This is a genomic window from Pseudomonas palleroniana (assembly GCF_022836895.1).
Lineage (GTDB): Bacteria > Pseudomonadota > Gammaproteobacteria > Pseudomonadales > Pseudomonadaceae > Aquipseudomonas > Aquipseudomonas palleroniana.
Genome location: NZ_CP092411.1, coordinates 5,574,952 through 5,593,967 on the forward strand (window position 1 = coordinate 5,574,952; position 19,016 = coordinate 5,593,967).

At 61.2% G+C, this 19,016-nt stretch carries 15 protein-coding genes; 14 read left to right on the forward strand and 1 reads right to left on the reverse strand.

Annotated elements, in window-relative coordinates; all coding sequences use genetic code 11:
- Nucleotides 1-144 precede the first annotated feature (144 nt).
- From MJP36_RS25045 to MJP36_RS25110, 14 genes are all read left to right on the forward strand, one after another.
- Nucleotides 145-1,461 (forward strand): nucleotide sugar dehydrogenase, encoded by a 1,317-nt coding sequence (locus MJP36_RS25045; RefSeq protein WP_060753869.1) that lies wholly within the window; start codon nucleotides 145-147, stop codon nucleotides 1,459-1,461.
- Between the two features lie 79 nt (nucleotides 1,462-1,540).
- The gene (gene alg8, locus MJP36_RS25050) at nucleotides 1,541-3,022 is read left to right on the forward strand and encodes a mannuronan synthase (RefSeq protein WP_161548234.1); all 1,482 of its coding nucleotides are present in this window, start codon (nucleotides 1,541-1,543) and stop codon (nucleotides 3,020-3,022) included.
- A gap of 37 nt (nucleotides 3,023-3,059) precedes the next feature.
- Complete coding sequence (locus MJP36_RS25055; protein ID WP_244384269.1) at nucleotides 3,060-4,226, forward strand: alginate biosynthesis protein Alg44; 1,167 nt, start codon at nucleotides 3,060-3,062, stop codon at nucleotides 4,224-4,226.
- 8 nt (nucleotides 4,227-4,234) lie between these two features.
- A complete protein-coding gene (gene algK / locus MJP36_RS25060; protein ID WP_244384270.1) occupies nucleotides 4,235-5,779 on the forward strand; it encodes an alginate biosynthesis TPR repeat lipoprotein AlgK in 1,545 nt (514 codons plus the stop codon).
- Complete coding sequence (locus MJP36_RS25065; protein ID WP_161548235.1) at nucleotides 5,776-7,263, forward strand: alginate export family protein; 1,488 nt, start codon at nucleotides 5,776-5,778, stop codon at nucleotides 7,261-7,263. Before algK ends, MJP36_RS25065 begins: the two co-directional genes overlap by 4 nt.
- Nucleotides 7,263-8,831: a mannuronan 5-epimerase AlgG gene (algG, locus tag MJP36_RS25070; RefSeq protein ID WP_161548236.1), complete on the forward strand. Its 1,569-nt coding sequence runs from the start codon at nucleotides 7,263-7,265 to the stop codon at nucleotides 8,829-8,831. Before MJP36_RS25065 ends, algG begins: the two co-directional genes overlap by 1 nt.
- 11 nt (nucleotides 8,832-8,842) lie before the next feature.
- On the forward strand, nucleotides 8,843-10,291 hold the full coding sequence (locus MJP36_RS25075; RefSeq protein ID WP_060753932.1) for an alginate O-acetyltransferase: 1,449 nt from the start codon (nucleotides 8,843-8,845) through the stop codon (nucleotides 10,289-10,291).
- Between the two features lie 8 nt (nucleotides 10,292-10,299).
- Nucleotides 10,300-11,409, forward strand: a complete 1,110-nt coding sequence (locus tag MJP36_RS25080) for a mannuronate-specific alginate lyase (protein ID WP_060753874.1) — start codon at nucleotides 10,300-10,302, stop codon at nucleotides 11,407-11,409.
- A gap of 199 nt (nucleotides 11,410-11,608) precedes the next feature.
- Nucleotides 11,609-13,141: an MBOAT family O-acyltransferase gene (locus tag MJP36_RS25085; protein WP_244384271.1), complete on the forward strand. Its 1,533-nt coding sequence runs from the start codon at nucleotides 11,609-11,611 to the stop codon at nucleotides 13,139-13,141.
- Nucleotides 13,142-13,152: 11 nt separating this feature from the next.
- Nucleotides 13,153-14,334, forward strand: coding sequence for an alginate O-acetyltransferase (locus tag MJP36_RS25090; protein WP_161548237.1), 1,182 nt, complete (start codon nucleotides 13,153-13,155; stop codon nucleotides 14,332-14,334).
- Nucleotides 14,335-14,350: 16 nt separating this feature from the next.
- Nucleotides 14,351-15,007: an alginate O-acetyltransferase AlgF gene (locus tag MJP36_RS25095; RefSeq protein WP_060753877.1), complete on the forward strand. Its 657-nt coding sequence runs from the start codon at nucleotides 14,351-14,353 to the stop codon at nucleotides 15,005-15,007.
- A gap of 83 nt (nucleotides 15,008-15,090) precedes the next feature.
- Complete coding sequence (locus MJP36_RS25100) at nucleotides 15,091-16,542, forward strand: mannose-1-phosphate guanylyltransferase/mannose-6-phosphate isomerase (protein ID WP_060753878.1); 1,452 nt, start codon at nucleotides 15,091-15,093, stop codon at nucleotides 16,540-16,542.
- 254 nt (nucleotides 16,543-16,796) lie between these two features.
- On the forward strand, nucleotides 16,797-17,261 hold the full coding sequence (locus MJP36_RS25105) for a multidrug transporter (RefSeq protein ID WP_205344562.1): 465 nt from the start codon (nucleotides 16,797-16,799) through the stop codon (nucleotides 17,259-17,261).
- 13 nt (nucleotides 17,262-17,274) lie between these two features.
- Nucleotides 17,275-18,087 (forward strand): SDR family oxidoreductase, encoded by an 813-nt coding sequence (locus MJP36_RS25110; protein ID WP_244384273.1) that lies wholly within the window; start codon nucleotides 17,275-17,277, stop codon nucleotides 18,085-18,087.
- On the opposite strand, the gene MJP36_RS25115 is transcribed toward MJP36_RS25110, so the two are convergent.
- Nucleotides 18,084-18,941 (reverse strand): LysR family transcriptional regulator, encoded by an 858-nt coding sequence (locus tag MJP36_RS25115; protein ID WP_161548239.1) that lies wholly within the window; start codon nucleotides 18,939-18,941, stop codon nucleotides 18,084-18,086. The genes MJP36_RS25110 and MJP36_RS25115 overlap by 4 nt on opposite strands.
- Nucleotides 18,942-19,016 lie beyond the last annotated feature (75 nt).

Below are 19,016 nucleotides of genomic sequence, written 5' to 3' on the forward strand. Positions count from 1 at the left end.
GCACTCGTTAGCCACTCACTACTCAACATGCCTGCACGTGACAAGTCGGCGTTTATTCGCCCAACTTTCGCGGCAATCAGTGACGCTTGCAAACATGAACTCCGGCCATCTAATTGGCGTGATTAACACAAAGAGGTAAATGCGATGCGCATCAGCATATTTGGTCTAGGTTACGTTGGCGCAGTCTGTGCCGGTTGCCTGTCTGCCCGTGGCCACGAAGTGGTCGGTGTAGATATTTCCAAGGAAAAGATCGACCTGATCAACGCGGGCAAATCGCCAATCGTTGAACCGGGTCTGGGCGAACTGTTGAGCCAGGGCATCGCTAACGGTCGCCTGCGCGGCACCACCAACTTCGCCGAAGCCATCCGCGACACCGACCTGTCGATGATCTGCGTCGGCACGCCGAGCAAGAAGAACGGCGACCTGGAACTCAACTACATCGAGTCGGTGTGCCGCGAAATCGGCTTCGTCCTGCGTGACAAGACCACCCGCCACACCATCGTGGTGCGCAGCACCGTGCTTCCGGGCACCGTGGCCAACGTGGTGATCCCGATCCTCGAAGACTGCTCCGGCAAAAAAGCCGGCGTCGACTTCGGTGTCGCGGTCAACCCGGAGTTCCTGCGTGAATCCACCGCCATCGCCGACTACGACCAGCCACCGATGACCGTCATCGGCGAGTTCGACACAGCGTCCGGCGACGTGCTGCAGTCGCTGTACGAAGAACTCGACGCACCGATCATCCGCAAGGACATCGCCGTCGCCGAGATGATCAAGTACACCTGCAACGTGTGGCACGCCACCAAAGTCACCTTTGCCAACGAGATCGGCAACATCGCCAAGGCCGTTGGTGTCGATGGCCGTGAAGTGATGGAGGTGGTGTGCCAGGACAAGACCCTCAACCTGTCCCAGTACTACATGCGCCCAGGCTTCGCCTTCGGCGGTTCGTGCCTGCCCAAGGATGTACGCGCCCTGACCTACCGCGCCGGTTCCCTCGACGTGGAAGCGCCGTTGCTCAACTCGCTGATGCGCAGCAATGAATCCCAGGTCCAGAACGCGTTCGACATCGTTTCCAGCCACGACAAGCGCAAAGTCGCGCTGCTGGGGCTGAGCTTCAAGGCCGGCACCGACGACCTGCGTGAAAGCCCATTGGTGGAACTGGCGGAAATGCTGATCGGCAAGGGTTACGACCTGAGCATCTACGACAGCAACGTCGAGTACGCCCGTGTGCACGGCGCCAACAAGGATTACATCGAAGGCAAGATCCCCCATGTGTCGTCCCTGCTCAACTCGGACTTCGATGATGTGATCAACAACTCCGACGTGATCATCCTGGGCAACCGCGACGAGAAGTTCCGCGCCCTGGCGCACGAAGCACCGCACGGCAAGCAAGTGATCGACCTGGTGGGCTTCATGGCCAAGGCGACCAGCGCCGGCGGCCGCACCGAAGGCATTTGCTGGTAACGGCAACGGTAAGTTCCGGCTGCAAGGGTACTTCCCCAGCGCTTGCAGCCGGAGCCTTCTCCACCCTCGGATGACGCTCATGTCCAAGTTAAGACACATTTTGCTCCAATCGGCCGGCTGGTTGTTCTTCCTCAGCCTGCTGATGGGTCTCGCCCTGCTGTTGCCGGCGAGCACGTTCGACTCGCAGTCGAAGAATTTTATTTTCCTGATTGGCGCTGTCGGTATCTGGCGCTACTCGATGGGGGCGACGCATTTCTTTCGCGGCATGCTGTTCCTGTACGTGGTCTACCCGCACCTGCGCCGCAAAGTGCGCAAGCTGGGCAAGGCCGCCGACCCGTCCCATGTGTTCCTGATGGTCACCAGCTTCCGTATCGACGCGTTGACCACCGCCCAGGTGTACAGCTCGGTGATCCGTGAAGCCATTGAATGCGGCTTCCCCACTACGGTGGTCTGCTCGCTGGTGGAAATGTCCGATGAGCTGCTGGTGAAAAGCCTGTGGGAACGCATGAACCCTCCGGACCACGTCAAGCTCGACTTCGTGCGCATCGCCGGCACCGGCAAGCGCGACGGCCTGGCCTTCGGCTTCCGCGCCATCTCCCGGCATATGCCGGATGACCGCGCCGTGGTGGCCGTGATCGACGGCGACACCGTGCTCGCAGAGGGCGTGGTACGCAAGACCGTGCCGTGGTTCCAGCTGTTCGACAATGTCGGCGGCCTGACCACCAACGAGTTCTGCGAAGTACGCGGCGGCTACATCATGAGCGAATGGCACAAGCTGCGGTTCGCCCAGCGGCACATCAACATGTGCTCCATGGCCCTGTCCAAGCGCGTGTTGACCATGACCGGGCGCATGTCGGTGTTCCGTGCCACGGTGGTCACCGACCCGGACTTCATCGCCGATGTGGAAAGCGACTCGCTGCAACACTGGCGCCTGGGCCGTTTCAAGTTTTTGACCGGTGATGACAAGTCCAGTTGGTTCAGCCTGATGCGCCTGGGCTACGACACCTTCTACGTGCCGGATGCCGCGATCAACACGGTCGAGCACCCACCGGAAAAAAGCTTCATCAAGGCCAGCCGCAAACTGATGTTCCGCTGGTACGGCAACAACCTGCGCCAGAACTCCCGCGCCCTGGGCCTGGGTGTACGCCGCCTGGGCGTGTTTACCAGCATCGTGCTGTTCGACCAGCGCGTGTCGATGTGGACGTCCCTGCTCGGCCTGACCGTAGCGTTCATAGCCACCTTCAAATACGGCGGCGCGTTCATCCTCGCGTACCTGCTGTGGATCGGCATCACTCGCCTGATTCTCACGCTGTTGCTGTCGTGCTCCGGCCACAAGATCGGCCCGGCCTACCCGGTGATTCTTTATTACAACCAGATCATGGGGGCGCTGGTGAAGATCTACGTGTTCTTCCGCCTTGATCAACAGTCCTGGACCCGCCAGGACACCAAACTGACCCGCGATTTGGCCAGCTTTCAACGTTGGTTCAACACCTGGTCGTCTCGGACCATGACCTTCTCTGCTGGCAGCATTTTTGTCGCCGTGCTTTTGATGATGGTCTGACCCTGCCAAGCCTGAATTAACTAGGAAATCGAACAGTATGAACAGCCCAGTCAATGCCAATGTTGTCCACGAATCCGAAGCCCAGCGCCAACATGCCCGAGTCAAGATTCCGGCCAAGTTGCGCTTCTTCAACTCTGACCGCACACCGACTGAAGCACGAGTGATCGACCTGTCCGCTGGTGGCCTGGCGTTCACCTCCACCCAGCCGCTGACCGTCGGCGCCGTACACAAAGGCCGCCTGCAATTTGTCATCGACAACCTCGGCCTGGCGATGGATGTGGAGCTGCAGATCCGCTCCTACGACCGCCAGAGCGGCCGCGCCGGTTGCCAGTTCCAGAACCTGGAGCCGCAAGACATTTCCACCCTGCGCCACCTGATCACCTCGCACTTGTCCGGTGACATCGTGACCATGGGCGACGTGCTCGCCACCCTGCAACGCGACAACTTCACCAAGGCACGCAAGGTCAAGGACAGCGGCAGCGGCATGACCGCGTTCGGGCGTCTGCGTGCAGTGACGTTCAGCGCGGGGATCTTCCTGGTCGGCCTTGCGGCGTTCGGGTTTATCTTCAAATCGGTGTACGGCATGTACTTCGTCAGCCACGCCCAGGCCGGCCTGGTCAGCGTGCCCGGCATGAACGTGACCATGCCCCGCGACGGCACCGTGCAGAGCTTGCTCAAAGGTGACGCGGTCGCCGCCAAAGGCGCGCCACTGGCGACGTTCAGCACCAGCATGCTCGATGTCCTCAAAGGCCACCTGGACGAAGACCAACTGCAGCCGGCCAAGGTTGAAGAACTGTTCGGCAAGCAAATGACCGGCACCCTCACTTCGCCCTGCGATTGTGTGGTCGCCCAGCAACTGGTTGCCGACGGCCAGTACGCGAGCAAAGGTGACGTGATCTTCCATCTGGTGCCACGCGGCAGCCAGGCCAACGTGGAAGCACGCTTCACCTATCGCCAGTTCGCCGACGTTCGCCCAGGCACTGCGGTGAGCTTCCAGGTGGCCGACGAAGAACAGGTGCGCACCGGCACCATCGTCAGCAGCACCAGCCTGAACAGCGCCGACCTGTCTTCCGACATCCGCGTACAGATCAAGCCAGACGCCCCGCTGGACAGCACCTACGCCGGTCGCCCGGTGGAAGTGACCAGCGACCGCGGCCCCTCCTTGAACTGGCTGATCGATAAAGCCATGGCTCACGGTCTGTAAGCGAGGACATGCCTGTGAACCCAATATCAAAAACAACACGATCCCTGTGGGACCGGGCTTGCCGTGGCGAAGGAGCTTGCTCCCGCTCGACTGCGCAGCAGTCGTCGACTTTTTGGGGGCGCTTCGCCCCCCAGCGCAAGCAAGCTTGCTCGCCACAGCAAGCCCCCTCCCACCTGGGTTCGGTGGCCTTGCTGGCTGTTGCAGTGAGCCTGGCCGGTTGCGCCGGCCTGCCCGACCAGCGCCTGGCCAACGAAGCCTTGAAGCGTGGCGACACCGTCACCGCCCAGCAGAATTACCAGCAACTGGCAGACCTGGGCTACAGCGAGGCCCAGGTAGGCTTGGCCGATATCCAGGTCGGCACACGCGATCCGGCGCAAATCAAACAGGCCGAAGCCACCTACCGTGCGGCGGCGGACACCTCGCCCCGCGCCCAGGCCCGTCTCGGTCGCCTGCTGGTGGCCAAGCCTGGCAGCACCGAAGCCGAACAGCATGAAGCCGAAGGGCTGCTGAAAAAAGCCTTTGCCCATGGCGAAGGCAACACCCTGATCCCGCTGGCGATGCTGTACCTGCAATACCCGCACAGTTTCCCGAACGTGAATGCCCAGCAGCAGATCAGCCAATGGCAGGCTGCCGGTTACCCCGAAGCCGGTCTGGCCCAAGTGCTGCTGTATCGCACGCAGGACACCTACGACCAGCACCTGGATGATGTGGAACGCATCTGCAAGGCCGCACTGAACACCACCGATATCTGCTACGTCGAGTTGGCCACGGTCTATCAGAAAAAAGCCCAGCCGGAGAAACAAGCCGAGCTGCTCAAACAGATGAAAGCCGGCTACAGCCGTGGCACCGTCACCGCACAACGCGTCGACAGCGTCGCCCGTGTGCTCGGCGACGCCAGCCTCGGCCAACCGGACGAAAAAACCGCCCAGGCGCTGCTGGAGAAGATCGCCCCCGGCTACCCTGCGTCCTGGGTCAGCCTGGCGCAGTTGCTCTACGACTTCCCTGAACTGGGTGACGTCGACCAGATGATGAAGTACCTGGACAATGGCCGCGCTGCCGACCAGCCGCGTGCCGAATTGTTGCTGGGCAAGCTCTACTACGAAGGCAAGTGGGTACCGGCCGACGCCAAGGCCGCCGAAGCCCACTTCGAAAAAGCCGTGGGCAAGGAAGTCGCCGCCGATTACTACCTCGGCCAGATCTACCGTCGTGGCTACCTGGGCAAGGTCTACTCGCAAAAAGCCCTGGACCACTTGCTGACGGCTGCACGCAACGGCCAGAACAGCGCCGACTTCGCCATTGCCCAGTTGTTCTCCCAAGGCAAGGGCACCAAGCCCGACCCATTGAACGCCTATGTCTTCAGCCAATTGGCCAAGGCCCAGGACACGCCGGAGGCCAACGAGTTGGCCACCCAGCTCGAAGCCCCGCTGACGCCTGCGCAACGCGCCGAAGGCCAACGCCTGGTGCAACAAGAACTGGCCACCCGCGGCACCCTGGCCCAGAGCACGCTGCAACTGCACGCCCTGCAAGAAGAAGACGGCGAGGAATCCCTATGAAGCTCAATCCATTCGTCAAGGCCGGCATTGGCCTGACCTTCGCCCTGCTCTGGTCATGCCCGACCCTGGCGGCGCTGACCGAAGCCAAGAACTTCGGCCTGGAAGTGAAAATCACCGGCCAGTCCGAAGACGACCGCGACCTGGGCACCAAGCCCGGCGGTGACGTCAACGGCATCGGCCTCGACCTGCGCCCGTGGGTCTATGGTGAAAGCGGCGCGTGGAGCGCCTATGCGATGGGCCAGGCCGTGACATCGAGCGACATCATCGAGACCGACACCCTGCAACAGTCCTCCGATGACGCCACCGAGCAGTCAAGCAACAACGACCGCAAGACCAAGAAAAACTACCTGGCCCTGCGCGAGTTCTGGGTCGGCTATAGCGGCTTCACGCCCTACCCTGGCGAGATTCTCAAGCTGGGTCGCCAACGCCTGCGCAACGACGACGGCCAATGGCGCGATACCAATATCGAGGCGCTGAACTGGACCTTCGACACCACCTTGCTCAAGGCCAATGTCGGCGCCGCCGAACGCTTCAGCGAATACCGCACCGACCTCAAGGAACTGTCGCCCAAGGACAAGGACCGCCAGCACTTCTACGCCGATGCGTCCTACCAGTGGACACCGGGCCAGTGGATCGGCATACGCGGGCACCACACCCATGACGATGGCAAGCTCGACTACGCCGAACCCGGCGTGGCTACCGACCCGCTGGACAAGCGCGAGAACGGCGACCTGACCTGGCTCGGCCTCGAAGCCAACAGCGACGCCTATAACTGGCGTAACACCAACACCGTCAACTACTGGGCCAGCATCACCGGCATGCAAGGCAACCGCGACACAGTCAACGCGTTGAATGCCGACGGCACCCGCCCGGGCAACGCCAAGCGCAGTGATGACGTGAACGGCTGGGCCACCGATATCGGTGTGCGCCTGCGCCTCGACCCGCAGTGGCAAGTCGGTGCAGCTTATTCGCGCGCCAGCGCCGAATACGAGCAGAACGGCCTGCAGAGCAATCGTTCGAACTGGACCGGCACCCAGTCCCGCGTGCACCGCTTCGGCGAGGCGTTCCGGGGGGAGATGAACAACATGCAGTCCATGAGCCTGTTCGGTTCCTGGCAACTGCGCGAGGACTATGACGCCAGCCTGGTCTACCACAAGTTCTGGCGTGTCGACGGCAACAAGCCGGTGGGCAGCAACGGTATCGACGCCGTGCAGAACAACACCGATGACGTGACCGGCGCAATCTTGTCCAGCACTTCCCTGCCCCTTGAAGACGGCAAGAAAGACCTGGGCCAGGAGATGGACCTGGTGGTCACCAAGTACTTCAAGAAGGGCCTGCTGCCGGCCGCGTTGAGCCAGTCGATCGATGAACCATCGGCCCTGGTGCGCTTTCGTGCAGGCGTGTTCAAACCGGGCGACGCCTATGGCAGCCAAGTCGACTCGTACATGCACCGCGCCTTTGTCGACGTGATCTGGCGATTCTGATGGGAGCCTGCGCAATGAATGCTCAAAGCCTACTCGTCGCCGCAATGCTGCTGGCCAGCGCCCCGGCGTTTGCCGATTCGGCGGCCAAGGCGCCGACCATCGCCAAAGGGCTGCAACAGGCCAAGACCTACACCATTTCCAGCCCGCCGACCGCACCGCTGGAAATGGCCAAGCCCGCCTTGCCGGACCTGAGCGGCTACACCGCTGCGGCGCTGGAAAAGAAAGTCGTACGCAGCAAGCCCGGCAAGATCAGCATCCGTCGCATGATGCAGGAAGACGCGCTCAAGGATTTCATCGGCGGTGACAACAAGATGGCCGAATGGGTGGTGCGTCAGCACGGCATTCCCCAGGCGATCTTCGTCGATGACGGCTACATGAACCTCAAGGACTTGCTCGGCAAAGTACCCAAGCAGTACTTCAGCGAGACCTCGCCGGGTGTGTTCCTGGCCAAGCTGCCGATCGTGGTCGGGCGTAAAGGCATCCTCGAAATCGACCGCAAAACCCAGGAGCTGCGCCTGTCCCAACAAGCCGGTGCGTTCCTGATCAACGACGGGCAGCTGTTCGTGCGTGATACCAGAATCACCGGTTGGAATGAAAAGACCAACGGCCCGGCACTGTTCCAGTCACCCAAGGAGTTCCGTCCGTTCCTGCTGGCCTGGGGCGGTACCGAGACCTACGTGGCCAACAGCAAGATGGCCAGTTTCGGCTACGCCAACAGCAAGTCATACGGGGTGAGTATTTCCCAGTACACCCCGAACATGGCCAAGGTGCTCAAGCGCCCGGAACCGACCGGCTGGATCATCGATTCCGAGTTCTCGGACATGTGGTACGGCTTCTACTGCTATGAAACCACCGGTTTTGTCATCAAGGGCAATACCTACAAGGACAACATCGTCTACGGCATCGACCCCCACGACCGCTCCCATGGCCTGATCATCGCCGACAACACCGTGCACGGCACGAAGAAGAAGCACGGCATCATCATTTCCCGTGAGGTCAATGACAGCTTCATCTTCAACAACCGCAGCTACGACAACAAGCTCTCGGGCCTGGTGATCGACCGTAACAGCGTGAACAACCTGATCGTCGACAACGAGATCTACCGCAACCACACCGACGGCATCACCCTCTATGAGAGCGGCGACAACCTGTTGTGGGGCAACAAGGTGATCAGCAACCGTCGTCACGGCATTCGCGTGCGCAACAGCGTGAACATCAAGCTCTACGAGAACACGGCCATGGCCAACGGCCTGACCGGCGTGTACGGCCACATCAAGGATCTGACCGACACCGACCGTGACATCGCCCTCGACCCGTTCGACGCCAAGGTCTCGCTGATCGTGGTCGGCGGTGAACTGGCAGGCAACGCCAGCGGGCCGCTGTCCATCGACTCGCCGCTGAGCGTCGAGCTGTATCGCGTGTCGATGCTGGCACCGACCAAGTCCAGCGGCATCAGCTTCAACGGCGTGCTGGGCGATCGCCAGGAAGAAATTCTCGACCTGCTGGTACGCCAGCAGAAAGCCGTGCTGATCGACCCTGTCGAACGCCAGACCGAAATGCAGGATTGAGGATGACCCTTATGCACCCACACATGATCAAACTGCTGAGCCTTTCGGGTCTGACCCTCGGCCTGCTCGCGGCCAGCCAGGGCGTACGCGCCGACGAACTGAAGGCCCCGACCTTCACCGCCGAACCCTGCTGCAGCCTGTGCCCGGCCGCGCATGACGCGAAGAACTACACCACGCGCTACCAGCAGAACTTCACCACCCTGGTGCAAGCCCAGGGCGATTGGCTGTTCCGTACCCAGGAAGATTTGCGCACCGAATTCGACACCACCCCGGCCGGTTACAAGCGCATGCAACAGCTGCACGATGCGTTCAAGGCCAAGGGCGTGGAGCTGGTATTGGTCTACCAGCCGACCCGTGGCCTGGTAAACCGCAACAAGCTCAACCCCGAAGAAAAAGCCAAGTTCGATTTCGACAAGGCGTTGGGCAACTACAAGAGCATGCTCGGCCGTTTCGCCAAGATGGGCTTTGTAGTGCCGGACCTGTCGCCGTTGACCAACGAGCAACTGCCGGATGAATTGCCGGCCCACGACTTCTACTTCCGCGGCGACCAGCACTGGACCCCGTACGGCGCCCAGCGCACCGCGAAAATAGTCGCCGCCAAAGTGCGTGCGATGCCTGAGTTCGCGGATATTCCCAAGCGTGAATTCGAAACCAAACGCTCCGGACGCATGGGCAAGACCGGCACCCTGCACAACATGGCCGGGCAACTGTGCGGCACCAGCTATGCAATCCAGTACATGGACCAGTTCACCACCGAGCCCAAGGGCGAAGCGGGCGACGGCGATTTGTTCGGTGACTCGGGCAACCCGCAGATCACGCTGGTGGGCACCAGCCACAGTGGCAAGAACTACAACTTCGCCGGCTTCCTGGAACAGGAAATCGGTGCCGACATCCTCAACGTCGCCTTCCCCGGCGGCGGCCTGGAAGGCTCGATGATCCAGTACCTGGGCAGCGATGAATTCCAGAAGAGCCCACCGAAGATCCTGATCTGGGAATTCTCGCCGCTGTATCGCCTGGACCAGGAAACCATCTACCGCCAGATGATGGCGCTGCTCGACAACGGCTGTGAAGGCAAGACCGCGCAGATGAGCACCAGCACCACGCTCAAACCCGGCAAGAACGAACTGCTGGTCAACAGCGCGAACAAGGACCTGCGTAACAGCAGCCATCAGGTGGATATCCGCTTCGCCGATCCGTCGGTGAAAACCTTGCACGCCACCCTCTGGTACATGAACGGGCGCCACGAGGACATCAAGATCGAGAAACCCGAAACATCCGATACAGACGGGCGTTTCGCCTTTGAACTGCGCACCGATGAAGACTGGGCCTCGCAGAACTTGCTGGCCGTGGAAGTGCAGGGGCCGGAAGCGGGAGCTGCCGCGCAAAAGGTCGAAGCGAAAATTTGCACACGCAACGTATTCCCAAGCGGTGGTCAGCAGACCGCCCAACTCGGGAAGTGAGGTGACTTATGCAAAAACTATGGATTCCCTCGTTGCTCGGCCTGGCGATCTTCGCCGGTTCCGTCAACGCCGCCGCCCCGCTACGTCCGCCCCAGGGCTATTTCGCACCGATTGAAGCGTTCAAGACCGGCGACTTCAAGGAAAACTGCGACACCATGCCGACGCCCTACACCGGGCCGCTGCAATTTCGCAGCAAGTACGAAGGCTCGGACAAGGCTCGCGCCACGCTGAACCTGAAGTCCGAACAGGCCTTTCGCGACAGCACCGCCGATATCACCAAGTTGGAAAAAGACACCAGCAAGCGCGTGATGCAGTTCATGCGTGACGGCCGCCCGGAACAGCTCGAGTGCACGTTGAACTGGCTGGTGTCGTGGGCCAAGGCCGATGCGTTGATGTCCAAGGACTTCAACCACACCGGCAAATCCATGCGCAAATGGGCATTGGGCAGCATGGCCTCGGCCTATGTGCGCCTGAAGTTCTCCGACTCTCACCCGCTGGCCAACCATCAGCAGGAATCGCAACTGATCGAGGCGTGGTTCAACAAGCTGGCCGATCAAGTCGTCAGCGACTGGGACAACCTGCCGCTGGAAAAAACCAACAACCACTCCTACTGGGCCGCCTGGTCGGTGATGGCCACGTCCATCGCCACCAACCGCCGCGACCTGTTTGATTGGGCGGTGAAGGAATACAAGGTCGGCGTGAACCAGGTCGACGACCAGGGCTTTTTGCCCAACGAATTGAAGCGTCAGCAGCGGGCCCTGTCGTATCACAACTACGCCCTGCCGCCGCTGTCGATGATCGCCAGTTTTGCCTTGGTCAATGGCGTGGACTTGCGCCAGGAAAACAACAGCGCGCTCAAGCGCCTGGGCGACAAAGTGCTGGCCGGCGTGAAAGACCCGCAGATCTTCGAACAGAAGAACGGCAAAGAGCAGGATATGAAGGACTTGAAGCAGGACATGAAATTCGCCTGGCTCGAACCCTTCTGCACCCTCTACACCTGCGCCCCGGATGTACTCGAGCGCAAGCACGGGATGCAGCCCTTCAAGACTTTCCGCCTGGGTGGCGACCTGACCAAGGTCTACGACCCGACGCATGAAAAAGGCAACAAAGGCAGTTAGCGGCTGATCGTTCCCACGCTCCGCGTGGGAATGCAGCCAGGGACGCTCCGCGTCCAGAAAGCGGACGCAGAGCGTCCAGTGAGGCATTCCCACGCAGAGCATGGGAACGATCACAACGATCACAACCTCCCCTCGAAATCGTGGGGGGGTTTGGGGGGGCTGCGGCCCTTGACTGTTGGTTAAACATGGAGAGATCGGGATGGTTTTCTCGTCCAATGTGTTCCTGTTTCTGTTCTTGCCGATCTTTCTCGGCTTGTACTACTTGAGCGGGCAACGCTATCGCAACCTGCTGCTGCTGATTGCCAGCTACGTGTTCTACGCCTGGTGGCGAGTGGACTTCCTGGCGCTGTTCGCCGCCGTCACCCTGTGGAACTACTGGATCGGCCTCAAGGTCGGCGCCGCCGGTGTACGCACCCGGCCGGCACAGCGTTGGCTGCTGCTCGGCGTGGCCGTCGACCTATGCATCCTCGGTTACTTCAAGTACGCCAACTTCGGCGTCGACAGCATCAATGTGATGATGAAGTCGATGGGCCTGGAGCCGTTCATCCTCACTCACGTGCTGTTGCCGATCGGTATCTCGTTCTACATCTTCGAGTCCATCAGCTACATCATCGACGTGTACCGCGGCGACACCCCGGCCACGCGTAACCTCATCGACTTTGCCGCGTTCGTGGCGATCTTCCCGCACCTGATCGCCGGCCCGGTCCTGCGTTTTCGCGACCTGGCCGACCAGTTCAACAACCGCACCCACACCCTCGATAAATTCTCCGAGGGCTGCACCCGGTTCATGCAGGGTTTTATCAAGAAGGTGTTCATTGCCGACACCTTGGCGGTGGTGGCCGATCATTGCTTCGCCCTGCAAAACCCCACCACCGGCGACGCCTGGCTCGGCGCGCTGGCCTATACCGCGCAGCTGTACTTCGACTTTTCCGGCTACAGCGACATGGCTATCGGCCTGGGCTTGATGATGGGTTTTCGCTTCATGGAAAACTTCAAGCAGCCGTACATCAGCCAATCGATTACCGAGTTCTGGCGACGTTGGCACATCAGCCTGTCCACCTGGTTGCGCGATTACCTGTACATCACCCTGGGCGGTAACCGCAAAGGCACGCTGACCACCTACCGCAACCTGTTCCTGACCATGCTGCTCGGTGGCCTGTGGCACGGTGCGAACATCACCTACATCGTGTGGGGCGCGTGGCACGGCATGTGGCTGGCGATTGAGAAAGCCATCGGCCTCAACACTACACCCCGCAGTTTCAACGTCATCCGTTGGGCCTTTACCTTCCTCCTGGTGGTGATGGGCTGGGTGATCTTCCGCGCTGAAAACCTGCACGTCGCCGGGCGTATGTACGGCGCAATGTTCAGCTTCAACGAGTGGTCGCTGTCGGAACTCAACCGCGCCAGCCTCACCGGCCTGCAAGTGGCAACCCTGGTGGTGGCGTACGCCACGCTGGCGTTCTTCGGCCTGCGCGACTTCTACGCCAACCGCCCCGCCGAGAAAACCCGCCCGGCCGACCCGAGCCTGATCAAGGCGGTGCCGGGCGACAACCCAGGCAGCATCCACCAGCCCGGCTTCACCGTCGGCCGGGATGCCGCCGTGCAACCGGCCTACTGGACGGCTGACTGGCCACGCTACGCCATGCGCGCCGCGGTGCTGCTGCTGTTCGTGGCGTCGATTCTCAAACTGTCGGCGCAGAGTTTCTCGCCGTTCCTTTACTTCCAATTCTGAGGGAGCCGACCATGACCCGCTCATTGCGCATCCTCTATATCAGCCTGTTCCTGGCGTTGCTGCTGGCCCTTGGCGCCTGGTCGCTGCGCAGTTTCTTCGGTTTCAGCACCAACGCCGACGCGACCGTACTCAACGGTCGCTGGACCAAGGCCGTCGAGACCCACTACGACGACGAGTTCCCGATCAAGCGCCTGGGCACCAACCTCTGGGCCGCGCTGGACTACAAGCTGTTCAACGAAGGTCGCAAGGGCGTAGTGCTCGGTCGCGATCACTGGTTGTACAGCGACGAGGAGTTCAACCCCAGCGCCAACGAAGACCAGAACCTGCAAGACAATTACGCACTGGTCGAAGGCGTGCGCCAGAAGCTCAAGGCCCAGGGTATTCAACTGGTGATGGCGATCGTGCCGGCCAAGGTGCGCCTGTACCCGGAACACCTGGGTGAGGTGAAACCTGCGAGCATCCACGCCAATCTGTACCAGGACTTCCACGCCCACGTGGCCGCCGACAAGATCATCGCCCCCGACCTGCTGGGCCCGCTGCAACAGGCCAAGCTCGGCGGCAAGCAGGTGTTCCTGCGCACCGACACCCACTGGACACCGGACGGCGCCGAAGTCGCGGCCAAACAGCTGGCCAAGGTGATTGCCGACAAGACCCCGCTCAGCGGCGAACCCCAGCGCTTCGTCACCGAAGCCGAAAGGACCGAGCCGCATAAAGGCGACCTGCGTCTGTTCCTGCCGCTCGACCCGTTGTTCGAAAACCTGATGCCGCCCAAAGAGCCACTGCAAAAACGTGTCACTCATCTGGCTGAAAACAAAGGTGACGATGCGTTATTCAGCGACAGCGAAACCCCAGTGGCCCTGGTCGGCACCAGCTACAGCGCCAACCCCAACTGGAACTTCGTCGGCGCGCTCAAGCAAGCCTTGCACAGCGACGTAATCAGCTACGCCGAAGACGGCCACGGCCCGATCCTGCCGATGCTCAGCTACCTGAAAAGCGATGACTTCAAGAACAGCCCGCCGCAAGTGCTGATCTGGGAGTTCCCCGAACGATATCTGCCCGTCAACAACGAAATCGGCGATGCCGACCCGCAGTGGGTTGCGCAGCTTAAACAAGCCGGTTCGCGCCAACAAAACATGGCACTCAACACCGTTAAAACCCAGAAATCCGAGATGCCCGACCGGGCGCAAAACTGAAAGAGAGGTAACTCACATGACTTTCACTACTACTCCTCGTCGTCTCGCCAAGACCCTGGCCCTGGCTGCCGGTATGAGCATCGTCTCGATGTCCGCCTTTGCCGGTGGAGACGCAGCGCTTTACGGCCCGACCGCGCCAAAAGGCTCGAGCTTCGTACGTATCTACAACGCGTCCAACCAAGAGGTCAGCGCCACCGTCGGCGCCACCAACCTGAGCGATGTCGCACCACTTTCCAGCAGCGACTTCAGCTTCATGCCCGGCGGTGACTACAGCGCCAAGGTCGGCAGCCAGACCGTGCCGGTCAAACTCGCCCCGGACCACTACTACACCTTGGTCAACAGCAGTAGCGGCCAGCCGCAATTGATCGAAGAACCACCGTTCAAGAACAAGCAGAAATCCCTGGTACGCGTGCAGAACCTCAGCGACAAGGCCCTGACCCTGAAAACCGCCGACGGCAAGACCGACGTGGTCCAGTCGGTGGCCGCCAAAGGCCGTGGCGAGCGTGAGATCAACCCGGTGAAAGTCAGCCTGGCGTTGTATGACGGAGACAAGAAAGTCGGCGATGTGAAGCCGGTTGCGTTGGAACGTGGTGAAGCGGCGGTGCTGTATGTCACCGGCTCGGGTTCGAGCCTGTCGCCAGTCTGGGTCAAGCGCCCGGTGTCGACCCGCTGATTAGCTTTTCAATTTGACGATTCCCTGTGGGAGCAAGCCCCCTCCCACAGGCTCTGACCCATATCGATTCAAGGAGAAACCCCATGATCCCAGTAATCCTTTCCGGTGGTAGCGGCTCACGTCTTTGGCCGCTTTCGCGTAAACAGTTCCCCAAGCAATTCCTGGCCCTGACCGGCGAACACACGCTGTTCCAGCAAACCCTGGAACGCCTGGTGTTCGAAGGCATGGACACCCCCATCGTGGTCTGCAACAAAGAGCACCGCTTCATCGTCAATGAGCAACTCAACGCCCGCAACCTGGAAAGCCAGCGCATCCTGATGGAGCCGTTCGGGCGCAATACCGCACCGGCCGTGGCCTTGACTGCGATGATGCTGGTCAATGAAGGCCGTGACGAACTGATGCTGGTGCTGCCGGCCGACCACGTCATCGATGACCAGAAAGCCCTGCAACGCGCCCTGGCCCTGGCGACCGTGGCCGCCGAGCGGGGCGAGATGGTGCTGTTCGGTGTACCGGCGACCCGCCCGGAAACCGGCTACGGCTATATCAAGTCCACCAACGACTCGCTGCTGCCTGAGGGTGTGAGCCGCGTGCAACAGTTCGTGGAAAAACCCGATGAAAAACGGGCCGTGGAGTTTGTCAAAAGCGGCGGTTACTTCTGGAACAGCGGCATGTTCCTGTTCCGCGCCAGCCGTTTCCTCGAAGAACTGAAAAAGCACGACCCGGACATCTACGACACCTGCGTACTGACCCTCGAGCGCAGTGAGCAGGATGCCGACACCGTGACGTTCGACGAAGCCACCTTCGCCTGCTGCCCGGACAATTCCATCGACTACGCCGTGATGGAAAAAACCCAACGCGCCTGCGTCGTGCCGCTGAGCGCCGGCTGGAGCGACGTGGGTTGCTGGGCCTCGCTGTGGGCGGTCAACGATAAAGACGCCAACGGTAACGTGAGCAAAGGCGACGTGGTGATCCAGGACAGCCGCAACTGCATGGTGCATGGCAACGGCAAACTGGTGTCGGTGATCGGCCTCGATAACATCGTGGTGGTGGAAACCAAGGACGCGATGATGATTGCCCACAAGGACAAGGTCCAGGGCGTCAAGCAGATGGTCAACACCCTCAATGAGCAAGGCCGCAGCGAAACCCAGAACCACTGCGAAGTCTATCGTCCGTGGGGCTCCTACGACTCGGTGGACATGGGCGGACGCTTCCAGGTCAAGCACATCTCGGTGAAGCCGGGGGCCTGCCTGTCGCTGCAAATGCACCACCACCGCGCCGAGCACTGGATCGTGGTCAGCGGCACCGCTGAAGTCACCTGTGACGAGAACGTGTTCCTGCTGTGCGAGAACCAGTCCACCTACATCCCGATTGCCTCGGTGCACCGCCTGCGCAACCCGGGCAAGATCCCGCTGGAAATCATCGAAGTGCAGTCGGGCAGCTACCTGGGCGAGGACGATATCGAGCGGTTCGAAGATATCTACGGACGCTCGACGCCGGTTGAACGAGGTGTTTCGGTGAAAACTATCGCGCAGTAAAACAGTCGTACAAGAAGCCCTCGCCCAGCCGACTGCGTCCCCTATCCGCAGCCGGTTGGGCGGGGGCTTTTTCTTTGGGGCCTTGCGGTCCCCATCGGGAGCAAGCCCCCTCCCACATTTTGATTTGTGAACACATTCAAGTGTGGGAGGGGGCTTGCTCCCGATGACATCAGCCCAGGCAACATCGCACTCAAGCAACCCAAACCCGCCTAAGCTTAAGTTAGGATGCTCGTTCCCTATTCGAGGTGGTCTCCATGTTCTTCGGCGTTCTCCTGATCATCACCTGGCTGATCCTGCTGCTGCGCTACCCCGCCAAGGCGCTGCCGGTCTCCCTCGCCGCCGCTGTCGGCCTGGGGTGCGTGGCGATCTGGGTGGTGTGGTTGGATAATCGCGAAGCGTCGCAATTGGCGCGCCTGGAGCTTCGTATCAGTTATGCGCCACAAGACTGCCAGGCTGACCGCCCGTTGAAGCTGACCCTGAAGAACACCAACGACGTACCCCTGACCGAACTGCGCTGGCGCGTGGCCGCCTATGCACCCGGCGACACGGTCAACCTGGCCGACAACGTCTACGCCGCCCCACGCTATCGCGGCCCCGGCGAACTGCAGGCTGGTGAGATCTGGGAAGACTGCCTGCCCACGCCGCCGCTACGCCCCGGCTACCGCCCGCAAACCCTGGAATTTCGCGCCGAGCATCTGCAAGGCAGTTTCTCGGACTGACAAAGGACTGATCATGCCTAATGTACTCATCACCGGTTGCTCCAGCGGCATTGGCCGCGCCCTCGCCGACGCGTTCAAAGGCGCAGGCTACGAGGTGTGGGCCAGCGCCCGTCGCCAGGACGATGTGACCAGCCTGGCCGCGGCCGGCTTCAATGCCGTGCCGTTGGACGTCAACGACAGTGCCGCCTTGCAGCGCCTGGCCGAACAACTGGGCGAATTGGATGTGCTGGTGAACAACGCCGGTTATGGCGCCATGGGCCCCTTGCTCGATGGCGGCACCGACGGCCTGCAACGCCAGTTCGAAACCAACGTTTTTTCCATCGTCGGCGTGACCCAGGCGCTGTTTCCCGCCCTGCGCCGTCGCCAAGGCCTGGTGGTGAATATCGGCAGCGTATCGGGCGTGTTGGTGACCCCCTTTGCCGGTGCGTACTGCGCATCCAAAGCCGCCGTGCATGCCTTGAGCGATGCACTGCGCATGGAGTTGGCGCCGTTTGGTGTGCGGGTGATGGAAGTCCAACCGGGAGCGATCAACACCCGTTTCGCCAAAAATGCCGGCGCCCAGGCAGAGCTGTTGATCAACGAACAATCGCCGTGGTGGCCGCTGCGCGAGGGCATTCGAGCGCGCAGCCAGGCCTCCCAGGACAAGCCGACCCCCGCCGATGTATTCGCGGCGGATGTGCTCAAGGCGGTGCAACAGAACGAACCACCACGCTTGTTGCGTTCGGGCAACGGCAGCCGGGCGTTGCCGTTGATGGCCGCGTTGTTGCCCAAGGCGCTGCTGGAGAAAATCCTGATGAAACGCTTCGGGCTGACGCGGACGCTCTAGCCTTTCATAAAATCAATAAACGCCCGCACCTTCTGCGGCAAATGCCGCGTATCCGGATACATCGCATAAACCCCTTGCGGGGCAAAGCGATGGTCCGGCAACAGGCACACCAAGCGCCCCGACCGCAGATCGTCTTGCACCAGCCACTGCGGCAGCACCGCGACACCGTGGCCGCGCACGGCAAAGGCCTGGAGCACGGCGGCACTGTCGGCGACCAGTGCCGCCGGGCCGATGCGATAGGAATGCGGGTCACCGGTCGGGCCGGTCACGTTCAACTCGGTCAGGCGGCCATGCCCCAGCTTGGGCAAACGCTCCAACTCGTCCAGGGTTCGAACCCCGGCAAACGCTGGTGCTGCAACCGCCAATACCTCGTAGGTCGACAGCTGCACGGCGCGGTGATTGGAGTCCGCAAGGCGCCCCAGCCGGATCGCCACGTCAAAACGTTCCGAAATCAAATCGGCATGGGTGGACGATGTGGACAAGTGAATATGCAAGTCCGGGTGCAGTCGACGGAACGCCTCGACCGCCGGGGCCACCACGGCCAGCGCATAGTCCACGGTCGTGGTGATGCGCAGCGTGCCCTTGAGCTGGGCGTGTTCCGAACGGGCATCCTCGATCGCCAGTTGCGCTTCCAGCAGCACCCGCGTGCAGCGCTGATAGAAGCGCTCGCCGGCGTCCGTCAGCGCCAGTTGCCGGGTATTGCGAGTGAGCAAGGTAACGCCCAGTTCGGCCTCCAGGCGCTTGAGGTTGAAACTGACCACGGCACGGGTCTGGCCCAACAGGTCGGCGGCCGCGCTGAGCGAGCCGGCTTCTACCACGGCTTTGAAGGTGTCGAATCGGTCCAGGCTGACCATGGGCAACCCCCCTCACTTGTCAAAATATTTTTGACAAACTAGCAGGCAAACCGATGTATTCCAAAGTGAACATGT